The 17,033-nt window shown below is 60.5% G+C and carries 16 protein-coding genes; 3 read left to right on the top strand and 13 right to left on the bottom strand.

Going from position 1 to position 17,033, the window contains the following annotated elements:
• Positions 1-35: 35 nt before the first annotated feature.
• The 9 genes from pnp to rimP form a co-directional block, all read right to left on the bottom strand.
• A complete protein-coding gene (gene pnp, locus FHT92_RS08190) occupies positions 36-2,186 on the bottom strand; it encodes a polyribonucleotide nucleotidyltransferase (RefSeq protein ID WP_183745505.1) in 2,151 nt (716 codons plus the stop codon).
• A gap of 331 nt (positions 2,187-2,517) precedes the next feature.
• A complete protein-coding gene (gene rpsO / locus FHT92_RS08185; RefSeq protein ID WP_183745507.1) occupies positions 2,518-2,787 on the bottom strand; it encodes a 30S ribosomal protein S15 in 270 nt (89 codons plus the stop codon).
• Between the two features lie 151 nt (positions 2,788-2,938).
• Positions 2,939-3,790, bottom strand: a complete 852-nt coding sequence (locus tag FHT92_RS08180) for an alpha/beta fold hydrolase (RefSeq protein ID WP_183823707.1) — start codon at positions 3,788-3,790, stop codon at positions 2,939-2,941.
• An 85-nt stretch (positions 3,791-3,875) separates the two neighbouring features.
• Positions 3,876-4,808: a tRNA pseudouridine(55) synthase TruB gene (gene truB, locus FHT92_RS08175; protein WP_183823705.1), complete on the bottom strand. Its 933-nt coding sequence runs from the start codon at positions 4,806-4,808 to the stop codon at positions 3,876-3,878.
• Between the two features lie 12 nt (positions 4,809-4,820).
• On the bottom strand, positions 4,821-5,222 hold the full coding sequence (gene rbfA, locus FHT92_RS08170; RefSeq protein ID WP_183745512.1) for a 30S ribosome-binding factor RbfA: 402 nt from the start codon (positions 5,220-5,222) through the stop codon (positions 4,821-4,823).
• Positions 5,223-5,297: 75 nt separating this feature from the next.
• A complete protein-coding gene (infB, locus tag FHT92_RS08165) occupies positions 5,298-8,063 on the bottom strand; it encodes a translation initiation factor IF-2 (RefSeq protein ID WP_183823703.1) in 2,766 nt (921 codons plus the stop codon).
• A 102-nt stretch (positions 8,064-8,165) separates the two neighbouring features.
• Positions 8,166-8,852 carry an RNA-binding protein gene (locus FHT92_RS08160; RefSeq protein WP_183745515.1) on the bottom strand — a complete coding sequence of 229 codons (687 nt, stop codon included), beginning with the start codon at positions 8,850-8,852 and terminating at the stop codon, positions 8,166-8,168.
• Positions 8,852-10,456, bottom strand: coding sequence for a transcription termination factor NusA (gene nusA, locus FHT92_RS08155; RefSeq protein WP_183745518.1), 1,605 nt, complete (start codon positions 10,454-10,456; stop codon positions 8,852-8,854). The genes FHT92_RS08160 and nusA overlap by 1 nt, the downstream gene beginning before the upstream one ends.
• 60 nt (positions 10,457-10,516) lie before the next feature.
• Positions 10,517-11,122: a ribosome maturation factor RimP gene (gene rimP, locus FHT92_RS08150; protein WP_183823701.1), complete on the bottom strand. Its 606-nt coding sequence runs from the start codon at positions 11,120-11,122 to the stop codon at positions 10,517-10,519.
• Between the two features lie 247 nt (positions 11,123-11,369).
• Between rimP and FHT92_RS08145 the strand changes: the two genes are divergently transcribed.
• Positions 11,370-13,001: an MFS transporter gene (locus tag FHT92_RS08145; RefSeq protein WP_183823699.1), complete on the top strand. Its 1,632-nt coding sequence runs from the start codon at positions 11,370-11,372 to the stop codon at positions 12,999-13,001.
• A gap of 8 nt (positions 13,002-13,009) precedes the next feature.
• The gene (locus FHT92_RS08140; RefSeq protein ID WP_183823697.1) at positions 13,010-13,465 is read left to right on the top strand and encodes a GNAT family N-acetyltransferase; all 456 of its coding nucleotides are present in this window, start codon (positions 13,010-13,012) and stop codon (positions 13,463-13,465) included.
• Between the two features lie 24 nt (positions 13,466-13,489).
• On the opposite strand, the gene FHT92_RS08135 is transcribed toward FHT92_RS08140, so the two are convergent.
• Positions 13,490-14,746 carry a lytic murein transglycosylase gene (locus tag FHT92_RS08135; protein ID WP_183823695.1) on the bottom strand — a complete coding sequence of 419 codons (1,257 nt, stop codon included), beginning with the start codon at positions 14,744-14,746 and terminating at the stop codon, positions 13,490-13,492.
• Between the two features lie 8 nt (positions 14,747-14,754).
• On the bottom strand, positions 14,755-15,360 hold the full coding sequence (gene recR, locus FHT92_RS08130) for a recombination mediator RecR (protein WP_183823694.1): 606 nt from the start codon (positions 15,358-15,360) through the stop codon (positions 14,755-14,757).
• Between the two features lie 57 nt (positions 15,361-15,417).
• On the opposite strand from recR, the gene FHT92_RS08125 reads away from it, so the two are divergent.
• Complete coding sequence (locus FHT92_RS08125; RefSeq protein ID WP_183823691.1) at positions 15,418-16,035, top strand: MOSC domain-containing protein; 618 nt, start codon at positions 15,418-15,420, stop codon at positions 16,033-16,035.
• A gap of 1 nt (position 16,036) precedes the next feature.
• Here FHT92_RS08125 and FHT92_RS08120 read toward each other — a convergent pair whose 3' ends face one another.
• Together FHT92_RS08120 and FHT92_RS08115 are read right to left on the bottom strand one after the other, a co-directional pair.
• Positions 16,037-16,651: a LysE family translocator gene (locus tag FHT92_RS08120; protein ID WP_183745540.1), complete on the bottom strand. Its 615-nt coding sequence runs from the start codon at positions 16,649-16,651 to the stop codon at positions 16,037-16,039.
• A 51-nt stretch (positions 16,652-16,702) separates the two neighbouring features.
• Positions 16,703-17,026: a YbaB/EbfC family nucleoid-associated protein gene (locus tag FHT92_RS08115; RefSeq protein ID WP_007813855.1), complete on the bottom strand. Its 324-nt coding sequence runs from the start codon at positions 17,024-17,026 to the stop codon at positions 16,703-16,705.
• Positions 17,027-17,033: the final 7 nt, after the last annotated feature.

Here is a 17,033-nt window from a genome sequence, read left to right as displayed (position 1 = left end):
GTCCCGCGCCCGGATATCAGTTCAGAAGGCGCGGCTTATTCGGCCGCTTCATCCTTCTTCTTGTCGCCCTTTTCTGCGGCCGGGATTTCCTGGCCGGTGGCCTGATCGACAACCTTCATGGAGAGGCGAACCTTGCCGCGCTCGTCGAAGCCGAGCAGCTTGACCCAGACCTTGTCGCCTTCCTTGACGATATCCTGGGTCTTTGCGACGCGCTCGGAAGCGAGCTGCGAAATGTGAACGAGGCCATCACGGGCGCCGAAGAAGTTGACGAAAGCGCCGAAGTCGGCGGTCTTGACAACAGTGCCTTCGTAGATCTGGCCGACTTCCGGCTCGGCAACGATCGAGTGGATCCACTTGCGGGCCGCTTCGATTTCCTTGCCCGAGGAAGAGGCGATCTTGACGGTGCCGTCGTCTTCGATGTTGATCTTGGCGCCGGTCTTCTCGACGATTTCGCGGATGACCTTGCCGCCGGAGCCGATGACTTCGCGGATCTTGTCGACCGGAATGTTCATGACTTCGATGCGCGGAGCAAATTCCCCGAGCTGGCCACGGCTTTCGGTGATGGCTTTCGCCATTTCGCCGAGAATGTGAGCGCGACCACCCTGGGCCTGGGCAAGAGCGACCCTCATGATCTCTTCGGTGATACCGGCGATCTTGATGTCCATCTGCAGCGAGGTGATGCCGTCGGCAGTACCTGCGACCTTGAAATCCATGTCGCCGAGGTGATCTTCGTCACCGAGAATGTCGGAGAGGACGGCGAAGCGATCGCCTTCCAGGATCAGACCCATGGCGATACCGGCCACCGGCTTGGCGAGCGGAACGCCCGCGTCCATCAGAGCAAGCGAGGTGCCACAGACGGTCGCCATCGAGGACGAGCCATTCGACTCGGTGATCTCGGAGACGACACGCAGCGTGTAGGGGAATTGTTCGGCGGACGGCAGCATCGGGCGAATTGCACGCCATGCAAGCTTGCCATGACCGATTTCACGACGGCCCGGGGAGCCCATGCGGCCGGTTTCGCCAACCGAGTAGGGAGGGAAGTTGTAATGGAGCAGGAAGCGCTCCTTGTACATGCCCGTCAGGCTATCGACATACTGCTCGTCTTCGCCGGTGCCGAGGGTGGCAACCACGATCGCCTGCGTTTCACCGCGGGTGAAGAGCGCCGAACCATGCGTGCGCGGCAGAAGGCCGACTTCCGATACGATCGGACGAACGGTTTCGAGGTCGCGGCCGTCGATGCGGCTCTTGGTGTCGAGAATGTTCCAGCGGACGATCTTGGCCTGCAGATGCTTGAAGATCGCGCCGACTTCCTCAGCCGTGTACCGGGCTTCGCCTTCCTCGGGGAGGAAGTGCGCCTTCACCTTCGCCTTGACAGCGTCGACGGCGGCGTAGCGATCGGCTTTCTGGGTGATCTTATAGGCTTCGCGAAGCTCACCTTCGGCAATGCCGAGCATTTCGGTTTCGAGAGCGGAATAGTCTTCCGGCTGGAAGTCACGCGGCTCCTTGGCGGCAACTTCGGCGAGCTTGATGATCGCGTCGAGAACCGGCTGGAAGCCCTTGTGGCCGAACATGACGGCGCCGAGCATGACGTCTTCCGGAAGCTCCTTGGCTTCGGATTCGACCATCAGGACGGCATCGTAGGTGCCGGCAACGACGAGGTCGAGGCTCGATTCATCCATCTCGTCGAGATGCGGGTTGAGAACGTATTCGCCGTTGATGTAGCCGACGCGTGCGCCGCCGACCGGCCCCATGAAGGGAACGCCTGATAGCGTCAGCGCAGCCGAGGTCGCAACCATGGACAGGATGTCCGGGTTGTTCTCGAGATCGTGCTGGATGACGGTGACGACGACCTGCGTGTCGTTCTTGTAGCCTTCCGGGAAGAGCGGGCGGATCGGGCGGTCGATGAGACGGGAAACGAGGGTTTCGTTTTCGCTCGGGCGACCTTCGCGCTTGAAGTAGCCGCCGGGGATCTTGCCGGCCGCATAGGTCTTTTCTTGATAGTTAACCGTCAGCGGAAAGAAGTCCTGGCCAGGCTTCGGCGCCTTGGCGGAAACGACCGTCGCGAGAACGACGGTTTCGCCGTAGGTGGCGAGTACGGCGCCGTCAGCCTGGCGGGCGATCTTGCCGGTCTCAAGCTTGAGCGGGCGGCCTGCCCACTCGATTTCTACTTTATGTGTATCGAACATGTCCTGTCCTTCAATGCGGCCGGCGCGCCTCGTCCATCAGGAGCAGCGCAGGGTCGACCGCAATCAGTGCGACGTATCACGGGCAAGACAACGGGAAGCTTTGAGCGGACGATTTCCTTGGGAAATCGGGCCAAAGCTCCTGCGAAACTTTGGCCGAAAGCATCCGGCAATCCTGCCCCATGACAGGTCAGCGGTTGGTCTGGCAGATCCGGCCCATCCGGGCCTGCCGTCTTTCCATTCACGCAGATAGCGCGCACCTGGAAAATGTCACCGGGAGACGCACTCCCGAAAAACATTCGGCGGGCGAAAAGCTTCGCCCGCCGAAAAATCATTAGCGGCGGATACCCAGGCCGTTGATCAGCTTGGTGTAGCGGCCTTCGTCCTTCTTCTTGAGATAGTCAAGAAGCGAGCGGCGGCTGGAAACGAGCGTCAGCAGACCACGGCGGGAATGGTTGTCCTTCTTGTGGTCCTTGAAGTGTTCCGTTAGGTTGTTGATGCGCTCGGTGAGGATCGCAACCTGTACTTCCGGCGAACCGGTGTCGCCTTCGGCGGTCGCATATTCCTTGATCAGCGCAGCCTTGCGCTCAGCAGTGATCGACATCGGACAATCCTTTCGTTGAGAGGAGCTTAAGTCGCCAAAAGCCGGGATGTCGTCCAGCCTTGGCCGCGAATGCAATCGGGAATACCCTGATGCTGGCGCTGCCTATAAACCAAATAAGCAGCGATGGAAAGAGGGGGCACCCGTCGCGGTTTCAGCGCCCCGCCATAGCGTCCCGGATCATCGCATCGTATCCCTGTGGATCCTGCAGCATGGCGAAATGGCTGGCATCCTTCAAGATGACGAGTTTTGCGCCTGGAATTTCCTTCGCCATCATTTCCGTATGATCGAGCTTTACCGCTTCGTCATGATCGCCGATGGCCAGTGTGATGGGTACCGTGATCTTTCCGAGATCCGCCGCCGTCCAGGCAGGCTGTGTCGCCCACATTTCGGAGATCTGGGTGACGAAGGCGTCGTATTCGTTCGGCGTCGGCGACAGCTTCTTGTAATATTCGCCGGCGACATTGATATAGTCGTTGAAAGTCTTGTTGTTCATCACGTCGGCTTTCACGCCGTCGGTCGTGACATTTGCTGCTTGGGCGATGACGCGCGTAAGCTTCTCCGGATGTTTCATTGCCATGTCGATGCCGATGATGCCGCCATCCGACCATCCGACCAACGTCACCTTGCCGATTTTCAGATAGTCGAGAAGTGCCGCATAATCCGATGTCATCAGATCGTAGCCGAAAGGCTGCTGGCTGCGCGTGGAGCGCCCATGGCCGCGGCTGTCGGCAACGATGACGAGGTGATCCTTGGCGAAATCGGCGACCTGATGGCCCCAGACGTCGGCATTTCCAAGCCCGCCATGGATGAAGAGGATCGGGTCGCCCTCGCCATATTCGGCGTAATACATCGTGATATCGTTGACGTCGGCCATGCCGCTTGCCTTCGGCTCCGGCATGGGAGGAAAGGCCGGAAGTTCGGCCCAGCGCTCGCCAGATTGAGCGATCGAAACCGTGAGAAACAGCGAAAAGAATGTCAGTATTCTAAATGCAATTCTGCGCATATTCTTCCCCTTAGACGGGCCGTTATGGCCCGTCGGGAAACATATCGCATCACTGACTTCTGACAATTGCCGCTGGTTGTAACCGTCAGCCGAAAACGCGCTTCGGCCGGAATTCACCCTGTCCGATCTCCCCGATCGCGATCAGCCTGCCGCGGGCCGTCGCATAGGCCTCGCTTTCGGCAACCGGCGCGTCGCGGCCGCGCACCAGGATCGGGTTACCCATCTTCAGGCGGTGCGCCTGGTCATCGCTGATAATAAGGTGGGGCAGTGCCGACAGTGCCTCGCAGGTATCGATCAGCAGTGCGTCGAGCGTAGCAAGACGCTCATCCATGTCCTCGATCTCTTCGAGCGCCGTGAGTTTTGCAAGCGGCACCATAGTTTCTTCGGCGAAGGGTGCGACGAAGGTACGGCGCAGGCCGGAAATATGACCGAAGCAGCCGAGCTCGCGGCCAAAATCGCGGGCAAGCGCCCGCACATAGGTGCCCTTGCCGCATTCCACTTCGAAATGCGCCGTATTGGCATCTGGACAGGCGAGAAGTGTGAGGCGATGTACCTCGACTTCACGCGAGGGTATCTCGACCGCCTCGCCGTCGCGCGCCAGATCATAGGCGCGTTCACCGGCGATCTTGATGGCGGAAAACTGCGGAGGGACTTGGCTGATCGTGCCGATATATTTCGGCAGGATATCGCGGATCTGCTGCTCGCTCGGGCGCTGGTCGGAGCGCTGTGTAACTTCGCCCTCCAGGTCGTCGGTTGTCCGCTCCTCGCCCCAGCTGACGGTGAATTCGTAGATCTTGCGGCCGTCCATCACATATGGAACGGTCTTGGTGGCATCGCCGAGCGCGATCGGCAGCATGCCGGATGCGAGCGGGTCGAGCGTGCCGGCATGGCCGCACTTCTGCGCCTTGAAGAGCCACTTGATCTTGGAAACGGCTTCCGTCGAGCCGAAATCCACCGGCTTGTCGAGGATCAGCCAGCCGGAAATCGGGCGGCCCTTGGGTTTGCGTGGTTTGGACATCGGTGTCTTCTGTTATTCGTCGTCACTGTCGAGATCGCGGCTCACCTCGGGTGAGCGCAGCAGATCGTCGATCTTCTTGTAATTGTCGAAGCTGGTATCATCGCGGAAGCGCACTTCGGGCATGTACTTCATCTGTCTCAGCTGCGGTCCGAGCCGGCCACGGATGAACTTCGCGTTGCGGTTCAGCGCATCGATGATGATGGTGTGGTCGGAGACGCCGAGCGGCGTCACATAGGCCGTTGCGATCTTCAGGTCAGGTGACATGCGCACTTCGGAAATCGAGATTACGGTCGCTTCGATGATGTCGTCGCGGACTTCGCCACGCTGCAGCACCTGAGTGATCGCTGCGCGAACTTGTTCGCCGACGCGCAGCATGCGCTGCGAAGGTGCCGAGGTTGTGGGTCTTGTTGCCATTGTTCTGTATCCCAAAAGGATCGGGCGCCGGACTGGATCATCCGGCGCCCGTCCAAGATTTCAATCGCGGTCCGATCAGAGCGTGCGCGTGATATGCTCGACGCGGAAGCACTCGATGACGTCGCCCACACGCATATCCTCGTAGTTCTCGAAGGCCATGCCGCACTCCTGCCCCATCGGCACTTCGGAGACTTCGTCCTTGAAGCGCTTGAGGGTCTTGAGTTTGCCTTCGTGCACGACGACGTTGTCGCGGATGAGGCGGACGCCCGCGCCACGCTCGACCTTGCCTTCGACGACGCGGCAACCTGCCACCTTGCCGACCTTGGTAATGTTGAACACTTCCAGGATTTCGGCATTGCCGATGAAGGTTTCGCGACGCTCCGGCGAAAGCAGACCCGACATCGCTGCCTTCACGTCATCAACGAGGTCGTAGATGATGTTGTAGTAGCGGATCTCGATCCCCTCGCGCTCGGCGAACTGGCGTGCCTGCGTGTTCGCACGAACGTTGAAGCCGATGATGGCAGCGTTCGATGCTTCTGCAAGCGAGATGTCGGATTCGGTGATGCCCCCTGCGCCCGAATGAACGATGCGGGCACGAACCTCGTCGGTACCGAGCTTTTCCAGCGCGCCGGCAATGGCTTCGATCGAGCCTTGTACGTCGCCCTTGATCACCAGCGGGAATTCCTTGACGCCCGTGGCCTGGAGCTGCGTCATCATCTGTTCCAGCGAACCGCGCTGTCCCGACAGGCGGGCAGCCGCCTTGTCGCGGGCGAGACGCTGACGATATTCCGAGATTTCGCGGGCGCGGCTTTCGTTTTCGACGACGGCGAACTTGTCGCCCGCCTGCGGCGTGCCGGAAAGACCGAGAACCTCGACCGGGGTCGCCGGGCTGGCTTCCTTCACATGATCGCCCTTGTCCGTCACCAGGGCGCGCACGCGGCCCCAGACGTCGCCGGCAACGATGATCTGACCCGGACGCAGAGTGCCCTTCTGGACAAGCACCGTCGCAACCGCTCCGCGACCGCGGTCTAGCTGGGCTTCGATAACCGTGCCTTCCGCCGTCCGGTTCGGATTAGCCTTGAGATCGAGAATTTCAGCCTGCAGCAGGATCGCCTCGAGCAGCTTGTCGAGGTTCTTGCCGGTCTTCGCCGAAACTTCGACGTCGAGCACTTCACCGCCCATGGATTCCACGAAGACTTCATGCTGCAGAAGCTGGTTACGAACCTTCTGCGGATCGGCTTCGTGCTTGTCGACCTTGTTGATCGCCACGATGATCGGGACACCGGCCGCCTTGGCATGGTTGATCGATTCAATCGTCTGCGGCATCACGCTGTCGTCAGCCGCAACCACCAGGATCGCGATGTCAGTAGCCTGCGCGCCGCGGGCGCGCATTGCCGTGAAGGCTGCGTGGCCGGGAGTATCGATGAAGGTGATCTTCTGGCCGTTCTGCTCTACCTGATAGGCGCCGATATGCTGCGTGATGCCACCGGCTTCACCGGAGACCACGTTGGCATGGCGGATGGCATCGAGCAGCGAGGTCTTGCCGTGGTCGACGTGGCCCATGATGGTGACGACAGGCGGGCGCGAAACCAGTTCGCCCTGCTCGTCGGACACGTTAAAGATGCCGAGTTCGACGTCGGACTCGGAGACGCGCCGGACCGTATGACCGAATTCACCAGCGATGAGTTCAGCCAGATCGGCGTCGATGACGTCGCCGGGCTTCATCATCTGGCCTTCCTTCATCAGGTACTTGATGACGTCAACGGCACGTTCCGACATGCGCTGCGACAGTTCCTGGATGGTGATGGTCTCAGGCAGAACGACTTCGCGGGAGATTTTCTCGCGCGTTTCCTGCATCTGACTGCGGCGGAATTTCTCCTGCCGGCGGCGCATGGCCGAAAGCGAACGCCCGCGTGCATTGCCGTCGTCATCGACGTTCGCGGTGGTCACGGTCAGCTTGCCGCGGCGGCGGTCTTCCTCACTCTTCGGGCGGGTTGTGACCGGCTTCGCGGGCTCGGGACGAACCGGGCGGCCGCGGACCGGACCGCTGCGCGAAGCACCGCGGTCTTCATCTTCGCCTTCGCCACGGCGACCGCGTACGCCTGCCGGTGCGCCTGACGCGGGACGGGCGGTTGAAGGCGACGGAGCGGCTTCCGTGCGGCGAGCGGCAGGGGTGGATGCCGGTGCCGGCTGCTGCTGACGCACAGTTTCGGCACGTGCTTCCGTTACCGGAGCTGCAGGTGGTTCGGCCACGGCTGCAGCAGCGGCCTCCGCCTGGCGGACGGCCTCTTCAGCAGCGCGCAGCTTGGCTTCTTCCGCTTCGGCGGCTTGGCGTACGGCTTCTTCAGCGGCGCGGCGCTTTTCATCTTCAGCGCGACGGATGGCGTCCTGCGCGTCACGGGCCTGCGCTTCGGCAAGCGCGCGGCGACGGGCATCCATTTCATCGGGCGAAAGGTGGTTCAGCACCACGGGGCGCGGACGATCCTGCTGGCGCTGCGGCTGGTAGGATTGCTGCGGACGCTGGTTGGCCTGCTGCGGGCGCTGGCTGTTCTGGCCGCCGGGCTGGTGGATGCGCGGGGCTGGAGCCGGCTGCTGAGTGCGAGCCTGCACGGGCGCTGGTTCCGGTTCGGGCGCCCGAACCGGAGCTGCAGGAGCAGGCGTCATCGGCTTTTCGTCTTCGGGGCGCATCGGGCGCCGCTTGCGGGTCTCGACGACGACCGCCTTGGTGCGACCGCGACCCATATCCTGGCGAACGGTACCCTGGCTCATCCCTGATGGTTTCAGGGTGAGGGTCTTCTTCCCCGTTACGCTGATTGTCTTGTCGTCGTTGCTGTCGGTCATTCGTTCCCGTTCCTTCGGACAGGGAACGATGAAGCCATCAGACCCTGTCAATCACATACAATCGATCAATGATATTGCGGCCGGCTTCCGCCGGTGACCGCATCATTGTTTTTGCTGGCCAGCGCCGCCCGGTGCCCGGGACTGACCGCCGTTACGGTACTGTTCGAGCATCTTTGCGCGCTTCACTACACCCTCACCCGCCTGCCCTGCAAGCACTGCGGCATGGATAAAAGCATTCTGGCCCATCACCCCTTCCATTTCGCTCTCCGAGAAGAGACGGAAGGAAGGTATTTCTTCCTCGGTTTCCATTCCGAGATGCCAGGCCTTGCGGGCCTGGTCTATCTTTCTTACGCCATCGGCGGCGGCATCCGTAGAATGGAACACCGCAAGCGCAGCTCCACTGCGGATTGCGGCATCCACCTTGGCCGAGCCGGTGACGAGCTGGCCCGCCTTGCGCGCCATGTTCATCATCTGCAGGAGCTGTTGCAGAAACAACCGCTCCACGCGTTCACCGAGGTCTTCGGCGGCCTTCACATCGGCCTTGAGCGCGCGGGCGAAGAGCTTCTTCGCCACCGCCCTTTCGACCAGCGACCGGTCGATCTTAACCCAGCAGCCACGTCCCGGCAGCTCGCGTTTCAGATCCGGCACCACCGTCCCGTCAGGGGCGGCCACAAAGCGGATCAGCTCGTCCGGCAATCCGCTTTCGCGTGTCACAATGCACATGCGGCCGTTCACGTCGTAACCTGCAAGATCGTCGTCCTCAGGGGATGTGTCCGGCTTCGCCGTCATTATGCGTCCTGCTCGGCTGCGTCGGCTTCAACAGCCTCAGCGTCCTTCGCCAGATCTTCCTCGGTGATCCAGCCGGCGATCAGGCGAGCCTGCACGACCATCTGTTCGGCTTCCACACGGGAAATGTCGAACTTCGAGAACAGGCCCTCGAATTTCTTCGTCTCACCGTTCTTGCGTTCGGTCCAGCCGACGAGGTCGTCGGCTGCGCAACCTGCGAAGTCCTCGATCGTCTTGATGCTGTCCTCGCCGAGTGCCACCATCATCTGGGCGGTCATGCCGTCGATCTGGCGCAGCTCGTCGGAAACGCCGAGTGCCTTACGCTTCTCGTCCATTTCCGCTTCGAGCTTCTCGAGGAATTCGCGGGCGCGGGTCTGGATTTCCTGCGCGGTATCTTCGTCGAAACCGTCGATCGAGGAGATTTCGTCGAGATCGACATAAGCCAGCTCCTCGACGGCGGCGAAGCCTTCCGAAGCCAGAACCTGGCCGACCATCTCGTCGACGTCGAGCGCGTCCATGAAGAGATTGGTGCGCTCGTTGAATTCCTTCTGACGGCGCTCGGACTCTTCGGCTTCCGTCATGATGTCGATGTCCCAGCCCGTCAGCTGTGAAGCGAGGCGGACGTTCTGGCCGCGGCGGCCGATGGCGAGCGAAAGCTGCTCGTCTGGAACGACCACTTCGATGCGTTCCGCATCTTCGTCGAGAACGACCTTGGCGACTTCAGCCGGCTGCAGGGCGTTGACGACGAAGGTCGCCGGATCCTGCGACCAGGGAATGATGTCGATCTTCTCGCCCTGGAGCTCGCCGACGACGGCCTGGACGCGTGAACCGCGCATGCCGACGCAGGCACCGACCGGATCGATCGAGCTGTCGTTCGAAATCACGGCGATTTTGGCGCGCGAACCTGGATCGCGGGCAACCGACTTCACCTGGATGATGCCGTCATAAATTTCCGGCACTTCCATGGTGAAGAGCTTCACCATGAACTGCGGATGCGTACGCGACAGGAAGATCTGCGGGCCGCGCTGTTCGCGACGGACATCATATACGTATGCACGAACGCGATCGCCATAGCGGACGTTCTCGCGCGGGATCATTTCGTCGCGGCGGATGATGCCTTCGCCACGGCCGAGGTCGACGATGACGTTACCATATTCGACCCGCTTGACCGTACCGTTGACGATTTCGCCGACGCGATCCTTGAATTCGTCGAACTGGCGGTCACGCTCGGCTTCGCGCACCTTCTGCACGATGACCTGCTTGGCCGACTGCGCGGCGATACGGCCGAAATCCATCGGCGGCAGCGGATCGGCAATGAAGTCGCCGATGGCGGCGTCGGGGTTGCGGTCGCGGGCCAGTTCCAGCGGGATCTGCGTGGAATAATCCTCAGCCTTCTCGACGACTTCGAGCAGGCGCTGCAGACGGATTTCACCGGTCTTCGGGTTGATGTCGGCGCGGATATTGGATTCGGTACCGTAACGGGAACGCGCTGCTTTCTGGATGGCATCGGCCATCGCGGCAAGCACGATTTCGCGGTCGATGACCTTTTCGCGCGCCACTGCATCTGCGATCTGCAGAAGTTCGAGCCGGTTTGCACTGACTGCCATTGTTGTGTTTCTCCGTCCTTGACTACCCGGGTTCCCGTCCCTGGAGCTTGCGTTGATCGGTTATTCTTTGTCGTCCGCTTCGTTCTGGTTCGCAGCCTGCGCCTTTGCCAGCTTGTCGGCGCGCAGTGCATCGCGGATCAGATCGTCGGTCAGAATGAGTTTGGCATCGCTGAGCGCGGTGAAGGGAATGACGACCTTCTGCTCCTCACCGTAGGCAACCTGATCGCGTTCGATCGTAAACCCGTCGGCATCCGCTTCGACGATCTTGCCGCGGAAGCGTTTGCGATTGCCGATCATGATCGACGTTTCGCACTTTACGAGGTGGCCCTGCCAGCGAACGAAATCGGATTTCCGCACCAGAGGGCGGTCGATACCCGGCGAAGACACTTCGAGATGATACTCCTTATCGATCGGATCTTCCACATCGAGCACTGGAGAAATCGCCATGGAGACCTGCTCGCAGTCCTCGACGGTCATCGTGCCATCGTTCTTCTCGGCCATGACCTGCATCGTCATGCCATTTTGGTTGAGCATGCGAACACGGATGAGGCGGAAGCCGATGTCGATAAGTACCGGTTCGATGATGTCGGCGAGACGCTGGTCAAGCCCGGTCTCGGTAATCAGCCGCGACTCATGTTGATTGTCTGCGTTTGTCAGATCCGACAAGCGGTGCGCTCCCTGCGATTTCTGGCATTCGGGGTGATCGCGCTAATAAAAAAGAGCGGGTCCTTGCGGCCCACTCTTCATCGTACGATCAAGAATTTGAGTGCCATATAGTCCCGTTTTTCAGAAATTGCAAGGTCGGCGCTGATTTCGTCTCCTTCATCTTAGCAGGTATGAGCTAAGCTATGGCGAGCGCTTCTCTTCCGCATATATTGGCCACTGAACCATAAGGGTAAAAGCGGGAGGAAACGTGGCCTATAGGTCTTCGACATTTGCGCCTTTGCGGCATGAAACCTACCGTAACATCTGGTTTGCGAGCCTCGCCTCGAATTTCGGCGGTCTGGTCCAGGCCGTCGGTGCTGCCTGGATGATGACGGTCATCACCTCGTCGGAGGATATGGTTGCGCTGGTGCAGACCTCGACGGCGCTGCCGATCATGCTGTTCTCGCTGGTCTCGGGTGCTCTCGCCGACAATTATGATCGACGCAGGATCATGCTGACGGCCCAGTCCATGATGCTCGCGGTTTCGATCCTGTTGACAGCCTGCGCCATTCTCGGCTGGATTACACCCGGACTGCTTCTTTTCTTCACGTTTCTTATCGGCTGCGGCACGGCACTCAACAATCCCGCCTGGCAGGCCTCTGTCGGCGACATGGTGCCGCGCGCCGATTTGCCGGGGGCTGTTACACTGAACAGCATGGGGTTTAATATTACCCGCAGCGTCGGTCCGGCGATCGGGGGTGCCATCGTCGCGGCTGCTGGTGCAGCCGCGGCCTTTGCGGTGAACGCGTTGAGCTATATTGCTCTCATCTACGCATTGCTTCGCTGGCGGCCGAGTACGTCCGCCTCGACACTGCCACGCGAAACACTAGGCAGCGCCATCTTTGCCGGCATGCGCTATGTCTCCATGTCGCCCAACCTTGAAAAAATCCTTCTGAGAGGATTGGTGTTTGGCGTCGGCGCGAGTTCTATTCAGGCGCTGTTGCCGGTCGTAGCGCTCGATCTCGTTTCTGGCGGGCCGCTGACTTACGGTTTCATGCTCGGCGCCTTCGGTATAGGCGCGATTGGCGGCGCGATGCTCAGCGCCAGACTGCGCGAAATGTTTTCCAGCGAGACGATCATCCGCCTAGCCTTCCTGGGTTTTGCGCTCAGCGCGGTGATCGCCGCTCTGAGCCCAAGCGCCGTGCTCACCTCCGCCGGATTGCTGATTGCCGGTGCCTGCTGGGTTTCGGCGCTCTCGCTCTTCAACACCATCGTCCAGCTATCCACGCCGCGCTGGGTGGTGGGCCGCTCACTGTCGCTCTACCAGACCGTCACCTTCGGCGGCATTGCCGGCGGCAGCTGGCTCTGGGGCATTATTGCTAACAATTACGGTCTTTCCGACGCATTGTTGATGTCGGCCGCGGTCCTGTTGCTTGGTGTCGTCATCGGCCTGCGCTTTTCCATGCCGGCCTTTGCCTCGCTCAATCTCGATCCGCTGAATCGCTTCATAGAGCCGGCTCTCGGTCTGGATATCACACCACGCAGCGGCCCGATCGTCATTCAGGTCGGTTACCAGATTGCCGATGACGACTTGGCCGAATTCATGACGCTGATGGTAGAACGTCGTCGCATCCGCATTCGCGATGGCGCCCGCAACTGGGCACTGATGCGCGATCTTGAAAATCCCGGCCTCTGGACGGAAACTTATCACACGCCGACGTGGGTCGAATATATCAGGCACAACCAGCGCCGCACCCAGGCCGATGCCGAAAATACCGATCGGCTTCGCGCGCTGCATCGTGGCGAGGGCCTGCCGCATGTTCACCGCATGATCGAACGACAAGCCATTCCGCCAGTCGATGACATCTTCCACAAGACGCCGATCGATCTGCACCACTGAGATCAGCCATGCACGTCTTCCGAAGCGCAAAACAATCCGATCTCGCCGACATCATCCGGCTGCTCGCCGATGATGATCTCGGCAGCACGCGGGAGGTCGTCTCGGATCCCGTCGATATACGCTATCTCGCAGCCTTCGCCGCAATCGAGGAAGATCCCAACCAGGTGCTGGCTGTTGCAATCGACGAGACTGATCGGATCGTCGGCTGCTTGCAGTTGAGCTTTGTTCCCGGCCTATCGCGAACGGGAATGTGGCGAGGCCAGATCGAAAGCGTGCGTATTGCAAAGGGCCATCGTGGCTCCGGCCTCGGCTCACAATTCATCGAATGGGCGATTGCTCGCTGCGCCGAGCGCGGTTGCGGTCTCGTGCAGCTCACATCCGACAAGATGCGCGCGGATTCGATCCGCTTCTATGAAAAGCTCGGTTTTGTGGCGAGCCATGAAGGGCTGAAGCGCAGCCTGTAAAACATCCGCCGAGGCGGAGGCTTCTTACTTCAGCTTGCCCTTCATCGATGCCTCTGGGAAGCATGTGGGCTTTATGCCGTTCTCTTCCTGCCATTGGCCGATTGAGCGTCGCGTCTTGTAGCCCGGCAATCCATCCGATCCGCCGACATCATAGCCCTGCCGCTCAAGCGCCTTCTGCATGGCGGCGACATCCGAGCGCAGCATCTTGCCGACATCGCCCCATTGTCGCTGGAAGGCACCGGAACCGGAGGCGATGCGGTCGGCAAGGTTGCCGATATAGAGGGCATAAAGGTCGGAGTTGTTATATTCCTTGATGATATAGAAGTTCGGCGTAACGATGAATTCCGGCCCGTCGCGCCCTGCCGGCACCAGCATCATGCTCTGTGCTTTCAACTCGCCGGATGGAAAATCTTTGCCGGAAATACGTTTGATGCCGAGTGACGACCAGTGGGAGAGCGGCTTGGCAAGATCAGGCCCTTCCTGCGCGCAGGAGATGGCGTCGGGGATCGTCACTTCGAAGCCCCAGTCGCGGTCGCGCTGCCAGCCCTTTTTTACGAGGAAATTGGCAATCGAGGCGAGCGTATCGGGAACCGAGCTCCAGATATTGCGGTGCCCGTCGCCGTCGAAATCGACGGCATATTTCAGATAGCTCGTCGGCATGAACTGCGGCTGACCGAGCGCGCCTGCCGACGATCCCTTGAAATCGGCAGGGGTAACATCGCCGCCGTCGAGTATATGCAGCGCAGCGATCAGTTCCATGCGGAACATGTCCTTGCGGGTCGACATGAAGGCCTTGGTTGCCAGTACATCGACAGCGGAATTCGGGATCTTCGCCGCGCCGAAGCCGGTCTCGCGTCCCCAGATTGCCAGCACGATCGAACCAGGTACGCCATAGGTTTTTTCAATGCGGCTGAGCGTCGAGGCATATTGCGAGGCAAAGCCGCGTCCCGTCATCGCAAGCCGTTTCAGCCGGTCCTCGTTGAAATAGGGAGCTGGCGAGGAAAACTCTGCCTGGGTCTGCTTCTGCTCCTTCGGCGGCGGAAAGCCGGGCGGCGCGAGATCGGTCAGAGTCCAGTCGAGTTCGACCCCCGAAAAGGCGGCGCGGAAGGTTTTTTCCGATATGCCGTTCTTCTTCGCGTCCGGCCAGAGATCGCCCTGCACCCATTTTTCGAATTGCGCTTCGACATCGGCTTTCGAAGGGGCAGCGTAAGAAGGCGCTACCGAAAGCGTGAGCCAGGCGGCGCCCGTGAGAAGTAGCCGGCCGAAGAAACCCGTCCCCATGTACCCCCCTAAATTACCGTCCGCGCTCGAAGCGCTGCGGACAGCGTACCCTCGTCGAGATAGTCCAACTCGCCACCGACTGGCACGCCATGCGCCAGCCGCGTGATCTTCACATTGAGATCGGCAAGCTGATCGGTGATGTAATGCGCCGTCGTCTGTCCCTCGACGGTCGCATTCACAGCGATGATGATTTCCTTGATGCCGCCTTCGCCGACACGGTTGATCAGCCCGCGGATATTGAGATCGTCAGGGCCGACTCCATCAAGCGGCGAGAGCGTGCCGCCAAGCACATGATAGGCGGCGTTCAGCGCACCGGCGCGCTCCAGCGCCCAGAGATCCGAGACATCCTCGACGACGATGATGACGGACTGGTCGCGCTGCGCATCGGTGCAGACCGTGCAGGGATCGACCGTATCGACATTGCCGCAGCGCGAGCAGATTTTCACCTTGTCATAAGCTTCGCCCAGCGCATGTGACAGCGGACCAAGCAGCTGGTCTTTCTTCTTGATCAGATGCAGCGCCGCCCGCCGCGCCGAGCGCGGCCCAAGGCCCGGCACTTTCGCCAGAAGCTGGATCAGTTTTTCAATTTCGGGGCCGGTGACTCGCTTTGCCATGTGCCGTTCTTAACTGATATGGAACGAAAACGGAATCACGGAAGAATCGCTGAAACCATGAAAATCCTCGCCGTCTGCCGCGGCTCTGCAGAAAGGCTGCCGGGCAAGAGCTACAAGACCGGTATCTTCAAGCATGCCGTCAGCGGCGGCGTCATGATCGATGCCGAAGGCCTCGTCGGCGATGCCATTTGCAACAGGAAACATCACGGCGGTGTCGATCAAGCTGTTTACCTGGAGGGTTCGCTTAGCCTCGACTGGTGGGCAAACGAACTCGGCCGCCCTGTCGACCCCGGCACCTTCGGCGAGAACCTCGTCATAGAGGGGCTGGATAACCGCGATGTCACGGTCGGGGACCGCTTCATCGTCGGCGAACTGATCCTTGAGGTGACGTCCTGCCGCATCCCTTGCGCTACGTTCGCCGCCAGGATGAACGATCCGAAATTCGTCAAACGCTATACCAAGGCGGCACGTCCCGGCATCTATTGCCGCGTGATCGCCAATGGGATCGTGGAAGCCGGAATGCAGGTCGGGTACAAGCCATTTCCGGGCACCCCAGTCACGATGCCGGAAATGATGGAAACCTTCGGACGCCGGCTTTCAGCCGCAGACCGCGAGCGTTATCTGGCAGCGCCCGTTCATCACAAGCTGCGAGCCGAGCTGGAAGCACAGCAATAGTTCAGCGCATCGCGATCGTGACGGCGGCCCCTGCCATCGTTCCCGCACTCACCCGATTGGCGATCTGTACCGCGCGCCGGCTTTTCAGGAAACCGCGCGCTTTTGCGGCAAGGAACATCCAGCTGAAATCGACGACAGCCAGGACGACGAATAGCGTAATGATGAGTTCGGCCCAGCCGGCAATCGACACCGAGGGAATGTCGATGATCGATGGCAGAAGCGCCACATAAAACATCATGATCTTGGGATTTCCGAGCGCAATCGCCAGGCCGGTCAGAAACATCCGGCCGCGCGAACGCTCCTGCGGCAGTTCCTCTTCCTCGACATCTGCTTTGGCGAACCACATTCGCCAGGCGAGATAAAGAAGATAGAGCACGCCGAGCCATTTGATGACGACGAAGACATGGTAGAAGCTTTCGGCGATCGCCGAGAGGCCGGCAATCGCGCAAGTGAGCCAGATCGCATCTCCTGCCCACATGCCAAAGAGGAAGGGTAGAACGTCACGCGCGCCTTTCGAAATGACGCGGGCCACGAGCGCCGCAACGCTTGGTCCGGGTGTCCCGGCGGCAATGAAAAGAGCGCCGGCAAAAACCAGCAATGTCGTGAGCGTCGTCATTACCCGTCTCCTCTCCCGGGGCCAGTCGAATACCGGACTGGTCGGTAAAAATCAGAAAGGCAGCTTGAAGCCGGGCGGGATCGGCAGGCCGGCCGTGAGCGCCTTTGTCTTTTCGGCGGCGATGGCTTCCGCCTTGTCCTTGGCGTCCTTATGGGCGGCAACGATCAGGTCTTCGAGGATCTCGACATCGTCTTCCTTGAAGAGGGAAGGGTCGATCTTCAGGCTCTTGAGCTCGCCCTTGCCGGAGATGATGACGGTGACCAGCCCGCCGCCGGCCTTGCCTTCGGCAGTCAGCTCGGCGATTTCCGCCTGCATCTGCTCCATCTTGGCCTGCATTTCCTTGACTTTGCCCATCATGCCCATGATGTCGCGCATCGTCTTC

It is taken from the genome of Rhizobium sp. BK377, assembly GCF_014193935.1.
Lineage (GTDB): Bacteria > Pseudomonadota > Alphaproteobacteria > Rhizobiales > Rhizobiaceae > Rhizobium.
Note: the sequence above shows the minus strand (reverse complement) of the source record. Positions and strands in the feature narration are given on the sequence as shown.

What these genes read in the sequence shown, in the direction of transcription:
- rpsO (WP_183745507.1), bottom strand. Translation starts at nt 2,787, where the DNA reads ATGTCGATCACTGCTGAGCGCAAGGCTGCGCTGATCAAGGAATATGCG.
- recR (WP_183823694.1), bottom strand. Translation starts at nt 15,360, where the DNA reads ATGGCAAAGCGAGTCACCGGCCCCGAAATTGAAAAACTGATCCAGCTT.
- FHT92_RS08135 (WP_183823695.1), bottom strand. Translation starts at nt 14,746, where the DNA reads ATGGGGACGGGTTTCTTCGGCCGGCTACTTCTCACGGGCGCCGCCTGG.
- FHT92_RS08125 (WP_183823691.1), top strand. Translation starts at nt 15,418, where the DNA reads ATGAAAATCCTCGCCGTCTGCCGCGGCTCTGCAGAAAGGCTGCCGGGC.
- FHT92_RS08115 (WP_007813855.1), bottom strand. Translation starts at nt 17,026, where the DNA reads ATGCGCGACATCATGGGCATGATGGGCAAAGTCAAGGAAATGCAGGCC.
- FHT92_RS08140 (WP_183823697.1), top strand. Translation starts at nt 13,010, where the DNA reads ATGCACGTCTTCCGAAGCGCAAAACAATCCGATCTCGCCGACATCATC.
- FHT92_RS08160 (WP_183745515.1), bottom strand. Translation starts at nt 8,852, where the DNA reads ATGACGGCGAAGCCGGACACATCCCCTGAGGACGACGATCTTGCAGGT.
- nusA (WP_183745518.1), bottom strand. Translation starts at nt 10,456, where the DNA reads ATGGCAGTCAGTGCAAACCGGCTCGAACTTCTGCAGATCGCAGATGCA.
- FHT92_RS08120 (WP_183745540.1), bottom strand. Translation starts at nt 16,651, where the DNA reads ATGACGACGCTCACGACATTGCTGGTTTTTGCCGGCGCTCTTTTCATT.
- pnp (WP_183745505.1), bottom strand. Translation starts at nt 2,186, where the DNA reads ATGTTCGATACACATAAAGTAGAAATCGAGTGGGCAGGCCGCCCGCTC.
- rbfA (WP_183745512.1), bottom strand. Translation starts at nt 5,222, where the DNA reads ATGGCAACAAGACCCACAACCTCGGCACCTTCGCAGCGCATGCTGCGC.
- FHT92_RS08180 (WP_183823707.1), bottom strand. Translation starts at nt 3,790, where the DNA reads ATGCGCAGAATTGCATTTAGAATACTGACATTCTTTTCGCTGTTTCTC.
- infB (WP_183823703.1), bottom strand. Translation starts at nt 8,063, where the DNA reads ATGACCGACAGCAACGACGACAAGACAATCAGCGTAACGGGGAAGAAG.
- truB (WP_183823705.1), bottom strand. Translation starts at nt 4,808, where the DNA reads ATGTCCAAACCACGCAAACCCAAGGGCCGCCCGATTTCCGGCTGGCTG.